7 protein-coding genes are annotated in these 7,235 nt (G+C 35.8%); 1 reads left to right on the top strand and 6 read right to left on the bottom strand.

Going from position 1 to position 7,235, the window contains the following annotated elements:
• Positions 1-55: 55 nt before the first annotated feature.
• The 6 genes from J7K93_11470 to J7K93_11495 form a co-directional block, all read right to left on the bottom strand.
• The gene (locus tag J7K93_11470) at positions 56-1,465 is read right to left on the bottom strand and encodes a tetratricopeptide repeat protein (protein ID MCD6117628.1); all 1,410 of its coding nucleotides are present in this window, start codon (positions 1,463-1,465) and stop codon (positions 56-58) included.
• Between the two features lie 154 nt (positions 1,466-1,619).
• Positions 1,620-2,021 (bottom strand): four helix bundle protein, encoded by a 402-nt coding sequence (locus J7K93_11475; GenBank protein ID MCD6117629.1) that lies wholly within the window; start codon positions 2,019-2,021, stop codon positions 1,620-1,622.
• A 130-nt stretch (positions 2,022-2,151) separates the two neighbouring features.
• Positions 2,152-3,423, bottom strand: coding sequence for a PAS domain S-box protein (locus tag J7K93_11480; GenBank protein ID MCD6117630.1), 1,272 nt, complete (start codon positions 3,421-3,423; stop codon positions 2,152-2,154).
• 4 nt (positions 3,424-3,427) lie between these two features.
• Positions 3,428-3,970, bottom strand: a complete 543-nt coding sequence (locus J7K93_11485) for a YfiR family protein (protein ID MCD6117631.1) — start codon at positions 3,968-3,970, stop codon at positions 3,428-3,430.
• A 14-nt stretch (positions 3,971-3,984) separates the two neighbouring features.
• Positions 3,985-5,853 carry a TonB-dependent receptor gene (locus J7K93_11490; GenBank protein MCD6117632.1) on the bottom strand — a complete coding sequence of 623 codons (1,869 nt, stop codon included), beginning with the start codon at positions 5,851-5,853 and terminating at the stop codon, positions 3,985-3,987.
• 230 nt (positions 5,854-6,083) lie between these two features.
• Complete coding sequence (locus J7K93_11495; GenBank protein ID MCD6117633.1) at positions 6,084-6,353, bottom strand: hypothetical protein; 270 nt, start codon at positions 6,351-6,353, stop codon at positions 6,084-6,086.
• A gap of 553 nt (positions 6,354-6,906) precedes the next feature.
• Between J7K93_11495 and J7K93_11500 the strand changes: the two genes are divergently transcribed.
• On the top strand, positions 6,907-7,235 hold a 329-nt coding region (locus tag J7K93_11500), incomplete at its 3' end, for a hypothetical protein (protein ID MCD6117634.1).

The following is a 7,235-nucleotide window of genomic DNA, read 5'->3' on the forward strand; positions in this document are numbered from 1 at the left end:
TTTTTCACCATTTGCCCCAGTGTTTATGAATTATTTTCTGATCACTTGCCATTGTTTACTTGTCCTCCAACTCTTTCACCTTATCTTTCAATTCTTTTATCCTGAATTCTCTGTCCACGAAAAGTTTATTGAATTCTTCAAGTTTCTTGTTTTTTTCTTCTAATTCTTTAGTGCGTTTTTTTACCAGATCTTCCAGGTGGTCACGGTATTTTTCAAGTTCTTCATGAGCATTGTGAAGGCTTTCCTTTGATTGCTCGAGTTTATTAATTTTTTGATGCAATTCATTTGTTCGTTCTGCGACTAAACCTTCTAATAGTATAGCATATTTTTTCTTTACACGGTAGCGATAATAAATAATGAAGGCGATCAACATAATAATCAATATACCTAATATAAGCAGCCATCTCTCTGTATGGGCTTTTTCCAACTGAAGTTTATAGGCTTGATTCTCTTTTTCCTTTTTCTCTGTTTCATACTTTATTTGCATTTCAGCTATTTTCTCGTTGAGCTCTACAGAAAATTGTTTTTGGGTTGACTCGGTAAAATCCCTTTGATATTTGAGCGCCTTTTGATAATTTCCGCCTAATTCGTAATACAAAGAAAAATTATATAAATTGTCTCTAATCAGTCCTTTATTTTCAAGTTTTTCTGATAATTCCTGAGACTCAATTATATAAGGATAGGCTTTTTCAGGCTGTTTGATTTTTAAATAGTATTCAGCAATATTAAAAGTAGTTAAAGCAATTTCCCACTTATCACCAAGTTCTCGATCGATTTGCAATGATTTCAAGCGATATTCCAACACCCTTTCTATTTTGCCGGTTGCCAAATATACATTTCCAATATTGTTGTAAATCTGGGAAACACCAATTTTATCATCAATTTCTATGCTGATATCCAAAGCCTTGGAATAGTATTCTAATGCTTTATCATATTTTGCTGTTTTACTCATTACATTCCCGATTGTATTCAACGCCTGAGAAATATATTTTTTATCACCAATCTGATATCTCAAGTTTAAATTTTTTTGAAAATATTCCAGCGCTTTATCAAAATTGTCGAGATAAAAATTTGCCTGGCCGATATTAAGATAAGAATTTGCAATTCCGCTTTTATCGTCGATTTGTTCCATGATTCTTAAAGCCTTCAGGAAATAATCCATGGATTTTTGACTATCTCCCAGATTATTATACGCAACTCCGAGGTGATTGAAAGCATCGGCTTTGGATTTATGATCCTGAAATTTTTCAGATAAATCGACAGCCTGTTCCGCAAACGCAATTCTCTCATTGGGCGGCAATTCCCCATAAGCTCCCGCAAGTTCGTTTAAAATTTCTATCTTCTCTTGACCGGATGCGTTTTCCAATCTGCTTTTAAGTGTGTCAATCTCTTGAGCATAAACAGTTGATATATTTATGAATAAAAAAATTATTATCAATATAAAAAGTTCTCTTTTAATATTCATTTTTTACTCCTTTCTTAATTACGATGGACGATAGACGAGAGGACTAACGAGTCGTACAGAATGAGTCTGCTTTTCGTTCTATTGTAATGAGTTGTGCAACTGTGCTCATACTTTTCGTCCAATCTTTTAAATAGTTCAAGATGCAGGATTCAGTCTATGATTTATGGCCTTTCATTACTGATTCCCTGAAATTATAAATCTTTTTTCCAAGTTCCTCATAGCAACTCACAAAATATTCAAAGCGATTCTTTATTAATGATCCCGTTCCAAAAAGTATTTCTAAATGATATTTAGTTTCATCGCAGGACGCAACACTATATGTTAAAAAATGGACGAATTCTCTTTTATATCTTCTCCTCCCATAATCTTCAACAATATTGGCTCCTGTCGACTTTGCAGAACGTCTGATTTGTTGTCCTTCTTCATACATTTCAAATTTAGGAAGTTCCTCTAAAGTCATTTTATGAATCTCAACGGCTAATTTCTTAGCCAACTGATAAATCTCCAAATCCTTATAACTTTGCGCCTTACTCACTCGACACGACCTCCTCTGCATCATGTATTCTCTTGCATCCTGCATCTTGTATCCTGTATTTCATCCCTCTTCCCTCATCTTTCGTCCTTCGTTATTCTCGTTCCTTATCCCTTTCACCCGCAACCCGTAACAATCTCTCATTCAAAATTCATCATTCCTTTTTTTTCAATTCCTTCACCTTATCCCTCAACTCTTTAATCCTGAATTCTCTGCCCTCAAATAATCTATTATAGCGTTCCAGTTTTTTGTTTTTTTCTTCTAATTCGGCGGTGCGTTCTTTCACCAATTTTTCCAGGTGTTCACGGTGTTTTCGTAGTTCTGCCTCCGCCTGCTTGCGTTCGCTGATGTCGCGCACCACAACCAACAGACGGTTTTGTCCCCCGATGACAACGCGTCTCATGTTCACCTCAACCCAGAATAGCCGCCCTGTTTTGTCCTTTGCCATCCATTCAAAGAGTTGGGGTTTCCCCTCTGCCGCTTTCTTTATCCACCTCAGGGCATCCTGGCGGGTGTATGGCGGTTCGCCCTGACTCAAGACCTCAACGTCAAGCCGGCAGGCCTCCTCGCGGGTGTAACCGTACATCTCACACATTTTGTTATTGACGTCGAGGATTGCGCCTGTATCCAAATCATGGACGAAAATGGCGTCATTAGCCGCATCGAAGATAGCACGATAGTTCTCCTCCGATATCCGCAACGCCTTTTCAGCTTTATTTCTCTCAATCTCTCGAACATCAATCTGTTCCAGCATATTATTAAAGCCGTCATAAAGAATGCCAACTTCATCGTTACTCTTTTTTTCAACACGAATTGAATAGTCGCCTGTTTCTGATACTTCTTTTGTTGTTCCGGCTAATTTAAGAATAGGATTTGATATCGTTCTTTGAGTTAATAAAGATAGAAAAAATGCAGCGATCATTCCTATAATCAATACAAAAAATGCAATAATGATATTTTGGCCTAAAATCCGCCTGCGTTGTTCCATATTTAAACGCAGTGAAACAATTCCAATAATATCACTGTCTTGTAAGATTTTTTGAGAAAGGGTGACATAGCCACTCTCGAATTCAGACGATTCTTTCTCGACCTTTGGAAATGAAAAATCATCATATCCGATTTTGTTGTATTTTGCAAAGAGATTGCCCTCCGCATCATAAATCCAGGCGTTAACGATATCCTCTTCTGTTTCAAGTGAAAAAAGAATATCCTCGGCGGCCTTATTATCTAAAAAATTTAAAGCGGAAGTGCTATTAGCACCTATTAACTGGGCAGTGGACGATAATTGACTGATAACAGAATTTCGAAATACTCGCATATCATTATAGACAAGAAAAGCTCCGAATAATATAAGTACGATAAAGGCAGTCAAGAGCTGAATGGCAATAAGTTTTTTTCTAATAGATAAATTTTTTATATTAATCATCTAATCAACCTCCCGCTTCTTCAACCAAAATCGCTAATTTTAAAAGTTGGGAGCTAACGTGTAAACCCGCTCGTTTAAGGGCGCTGCTATTTATTTCAAATTTAATTTTATCTGCAACAACGACAAGATTAATAGCAACACCTTTGTCGGCAAATCCTTTGCTGTCACTAATTGTTAAAATATTTTCATGACCAACCTTTTGTAAAATATTTTTTAAGCACCCTTTTTCCGATGCTGAAATAAAGAGAATATGACACATGTCGATATCCTGGATATCATGATAATGTTTTATCCTGATTTTCTTGTTGCCGATAGTCCTCTTTTCTGCTATCTCTTTTAAGGGAATAATTATTTTGCTGTCTCCAATAAATGCAATTTTGAAAGTATTGGAAGTATCATTATTTGACCATTGAATATACTTTGTAAAATTGTAAATAAAAACAGACTTAATTTTCTCTTCATGACCGACCTCTTTATTGATATTGGCAAACGCCATAAAATTCAGAAAGATAATAATAATCAGAAAAAAGTAACAAAATCTTTTCATAGTCTATTCCAATCTTAAAATGCCTGAATTTTATATCCAATTCTCAGCATTATAGTTCTTTGAGGCTGCCGGAAACGCGATACGAGATAAGCCGGATCTGAACGGTTGGAAGTGTGATAGTATTTTGCATCAAGAACATTTTTGACGATCAACTGAATATTCAAATTGTGAAAACTTGAACAGGTTAAGACCGAATTAAGAACAAACGCCGGATCAATGAGATCTTTGCCAGTCGCGGGAATGATATGCGGATTTTTTCTGCTTCCCAAATAGTTACCGCTGAAATTAAATTTATACCCTCTTGTAAGGGCAACCTTAACCCCGATATTAGCACTATGTTTTGAAATTTCAGGTACTTCACCACCGTCTTTGTAGCGGGAATCGTTGTAAGTATAATTTATATATGGCGATAATTTTTCAGTATAATAGCTCAAGCCCAGCTCAAAACCATCTGTTTTAAGGCTGCCAGAGTTGACCCATTTACTTCTGCCTGCATCTTTAATTAATATATCAGTGATAGTATTCTTGTAGATTGAAGCTTCTGTACGTAAATTGCTGTATAAATTGTAACCAAGAAAAACTTCCACTGTGTTCATGTTTTCGGGTTTAAGATCGGGATTCCCGGTCCCCCAGGTATAATCCCATGGTCTTGGTGCCCGGAAGGCTTCCATATACAGCAGCTTTGCAGTTAGGCGATCCTTATTGTATACTAAGCCCGCCCTGGGAGTAAGCACCTGATTATAAACACTGCTGTTATCAAATCTTGCACCAGTTGTCAATTGCAATGATTTCAGTAAAAAATATTGCGCCTGTCCATAGACACTCAACAGTGTATTGCTTTTCATGTCCGGTTTTGCCGGCCGGGCAGGGTTTTCTTCAGGAGAATTACTCCATGTCTTTGAGTACCCCTCAGCCAGATTTTCTCTTTCAAAAACAATCCCGCTAATCAGGGTAAGTTTGTGGTTGGGTGTATAATTAACCATACTCTCAAAACCAATCAGATCGTTAGGCCGGTAATAACCAATACGTGCTGTATCCACAACTGCATGAACGGAATTATCTAAAACAGTGGCGTTACGATAGTACAATTGAGATAACAACGACAATTTTTCAGACTTTTTATAGTTATGCTTTAAATAACCGTTAATGAAGCGTATATTCCATAAAGTGCCCTTGTCTCGATAAATAGTGCCTACAGAGCGGTAATATGTACCAGCGGAGACCTGTTTGTTCTGAAAAATCAATCCTGCTGTAAAATCTTTATAAGTCAGCTTGGCGTCAAAGGAATAATCATTTTCGAAGGTTTCCAGATTCTCTGTCCAATTATTATCACCTTTTTCTTCAGTTAAGTCTGCTTTATCGGATTTTTTTAACATCCCTGAAACACGAAATCCTAAATCTTTTTTCTCATCATAAAAGCCATAGCCAATATTTGTATTTAACGTATTGAAAGATCCATAAAGCGCGTTTATATTTAATCCTTCATTCCCCTTTGGATTCTTGGTGATGAGATTTACGATACCTGAAATTGCATTTGTTCCGTATAAAGCTGAGGCAGGCCCGTAAACGACTTCTATCCTTTCCACATTGTCCAGATTATACTGCCCACCACCATAAAAACCGCCGGAATTTAACTCATTAATTTGAATTCCATCAACAAGTATCAATATTAAATTATTCTGACTGGGTACTCCACGCTCGAAAACATAACTATTGAGGCCAAAAATGTTTCTGAATTGGAAACCGGGTAAAGGGGAAAGAGCCTCTTCCAAGGTCAAATATCCATTTTCTTTAATTTGCCCTGCAGTGATAACACGAACAGTTGCAGGTACTTCACGGATTTTCTGCGGTTTTTTTGAAGCAGTCACTACTTCGATATTCATTAATTCCTGCAAGCTAAGATTCAGCAGTTTTTCTAAATCCTGCTCTTGAGAATATAAATTCACTGTTTGAAAAATAATGACACAAAAAATAAACAGATTAAAAATAAATGTATTTTTTTTCATCTTATATTCCCTTTCCTCCCCAGGCTCGCTTGCAACCTCAATCTCGCCGCCAAGCAGATCCGCTATTTTTTTCGTGAGGTAAAGCCCTAATGCCGAGCCTTCTTTGATTAGTCTCCTTTTATAATTTTCTCAACATGTCCAAAGGCAAATATATCTCTTAAAAAGCTGCTGATATTAATGGTGAGTGTATTGATTGAACAGTCTAATTCCTGTTCATTCTTCAAAAGGTACTGGTAATATTTTTCAAAATCGTCGGTATATTTAGGAAAAAGTCGTTTTGAAATCCTGCGTTCTAGCATTGAAAGCCGGTCACCTGTAAAATCATAATCTCTTTGTTCGTGCAGATAGTTTAATATTTTATTAATTCTTTGCTGCATTTCTTCCAACTCTTATCCAGCAAATCTATGAATTTTTCTGCTTTTAATTTCTAATTTGCTTTCTATTTTATGAATTCATATAGAAACTACTCCGCTTCTTCTCAAACTAAAGAATTGTATCGTTTATTTTAATTTAATTTAATTTAATATCTATAATAAATCAAGTATTTTATATTTTTTTAAATAATGAGTTCATTCTAAAAACAATGAAAATCAAACCTGTACACAATAAGGTTCATAGTAGTATATGAAATTAAATATCTTACTAAATATGGATAATACAAATCGTTCTTTGAAATAATCGTAAAATTATTTGATACAAGATACAGTAATGTCGGGATTATCCTAAATATAACGATATATTCTCCCGAAATTGAGAAACATAGCAAACGAGAAGGCAAAAATCGATGCTTTGAACGCGCCCCTGACTTTCAGCTTGCCTTTCGGCATCTTACATACACAAATTCATTGATTGTGGCCTCTACATTGTTTTTCTCCCTTTTTTTCTTTGCGTACGTTGCGTTCTTTGCGAGAAATAAAAAAGGGGGGCGAGATGTGTAGCAGACTACTTATTAAAAACAAAAACCCAGAAACTTCTTGTACAATCCTTAAAAATATTTTAAATTATCTGCGTCAATATAAAATATCTTTAAAGGCAAAAATGAATACATTAAACGAATATTTTGATTTTTTCCATACTAATCCTGAATTGATTAATCGTATATTTTCGGAAACAACCGGATCAGGCAATCTATACTGCGACATGTTTTACCAGTCCGCAAAATCCCAAACAATCATGCTTGAGGATAATAATGTAAGCAGGGCATCTTCTTCTTTTGAGTCAGGAGTTGGAATCAGAGTTGTAGATGATGACAGGACAGG

The organism is bacterium (genome assembly GCA_021158245.1).
In the GTDB taxonomy this organism is placed as follows: Bacteria; Zhuqueibacterota; QNDG01; order QNDG01; family QNDG01; genus QNDG01.

Bases quoted from the DNA above. Each gene is read 5' to 3' on its own strand.
- J7K93_11470 (MCD6117628.1), bottom strand. From the start codon at position 1,465: ATGAATATTAAAAGAGAACTTTTTATATTGATAATAATTTTTTTATTC.
- J7K93_11475 (MCD6117629.1), bottom strand. From the start codon at position 2,021: ATGCAGAGGAGGTCGTGTCGAGTGAGTAAGGCGCAAAGTTATAAGGAT.
- J7K93_11480 (MCD6117630.1), bottom strand. From the start codon at position 3,423: ATGATTAATATAAAAAATTTATCTATTAGAAAAAAACTTATTGCCATT.
- J7K93_11485 (MCD6117631.1), bottom strand. From the start codon at position 3,970: ATGAAAAGATTTTGTTACTTTTTTCTGATTATTATTATCTTTCTGAAT.
- J7K93_11490 (MCD6117632.1), bottom strand. From the start codon at position 5,853: ATGAATATCGAAGTAGTGACTGCTTCAAAAAAACCGCAGAAAATCCGT.
- J7K93_11495 (MCD6117633.1), bottom strand. From the start codon at position 6,353: ATGCAGCAAAGAATTAATAAAATATTAAACTATCTGCACGAACAAAGA.